Below are 1,277 nucleotides of genomic sequence, written 5' to 3'. Positions count from 1 at the left end.
GCTAACGTATCTCATGAATTACGAACACCTATAACATCGATTCAAGGATTTGCTGAAACGTTATTAGAAGATGATTCGATTGATGAAGATAAACAAACGCAATTTTTAAAGATTATGAAGAAAGAAAGTAAACGTTTAAACATTCTCGTCCAAGACTTATTAGATTTATCTGTATTAGAAAAGGATGAGTATGAATTAAAGTTATCCACGTTTACAGCATCTAAATTAGTGAATGATATTAAAGCTATTGTAGACCAACCAGCTGAAGAAAAATCGCTAAACTTAGTATTCAATGTAAACGATGATTTAGAAATTCATGCTGATTATTACCGCTTGTATCAGCTAGCATTGAATTTAATCTCTAATTCAATTCAATACACAAATGAAGGCGGAAATATTACATTAACTATTGAAAAAGACGATGACGATGTTTTAATTGAAGTACAAGATAATGGGATTGGCATAGCAGAGAAATTCCACAATCGAATCTTTGAACGTTTCTATCGTGTTGATAAAGCAAGAAGTAGACATTCAGGAGGCACGGGACTTGGACTGTCCATTGTAAGACACATTACAGAAGCACATGATGGTCAAATTCAGATTGAAAGCCGTGAAGAGGAAGGAACAACAATAAAGGTTATTCTTCCACAAAAATAAACTAATCATTTGTTATAATAGTTACAACAGGAGATAAAGAGGTGTTAGAACGTGTCAAAAGAATTAGTATTAATCGACGGTAATAGTATTTTGTATCGTTCGTTCTTTGCTTTACCTTTATTAAGTAATGATCAAGGTGTGCATACGAATGCAGTGTTTGGATTTACGAAAATGATGTTAAAAGTTTTAGACGATCACGATCCTTCTCACATTTTAGTCGCATTCGATGCGGGTAAAACGACTTTTAGACATGAAACATATAAAGAATACAAAGGTGGTCGACAAAAAACACCACCAGAGCTATCAGAACAGTTTCCTATTATGCGAGAGCTTTTAGATGCTTTCGGTGTTAAGTATTATGAACTTGATCAATATGAAGCGGATGATATTATCGGTACGATGGTTAAAGAAGCGGACGATCAAGGTCAAAAGACGATTGTTTATTCAGGTGATAAAGACTTATTACAGCTCGCTTCAAATCACACAACTGTATCTTTAACAAGAAAAGGAATCTCTGAGATTGACCATTTCACCCCTGAATCGATCAAGGAAAAGATGGGGATTTCAAAAGAACAAATTATTGATTTAAAAGCTTTAATGGGTGATCAATCAGATAATAT

2 protein-coding genes are annotated in these 1,277 nt (G+C 33.7%); both read left to right on the top strand.

Annotated features, from left to right (window positions below; translation table 11 throughout):
• Positions 1-657 (top strand): sensor histidine kinase (locus A194_RS0116305; RefSeq protein WP_017187838.1); only part of this gene is annotated, 657 nt, incomplete at its 5' end.
• 51 nt (positions 658-708) lie between these two features.
• Positions 709-1,277 (top strand): 5'-3' exonuclease (locus tag A194_RS19050; RefSeq protein ID WP_040403314.1); only part of this gene is annotated, 569 nt, incomplete at its 3' end.

Source organism: Alkalibacillus haloalkaliphilus C5, from assembly GCF_000269905.1.
Lineage (GTDB): Bacteria > Bacillota > Bacilli > Bacillales > Alkalibacillaceae > Alkalibacillus > Alkalibacillus haloalkaliphilus_A.
This window is presented reverse-complemented; position numbering and strand designations above follow the sequence as displayed.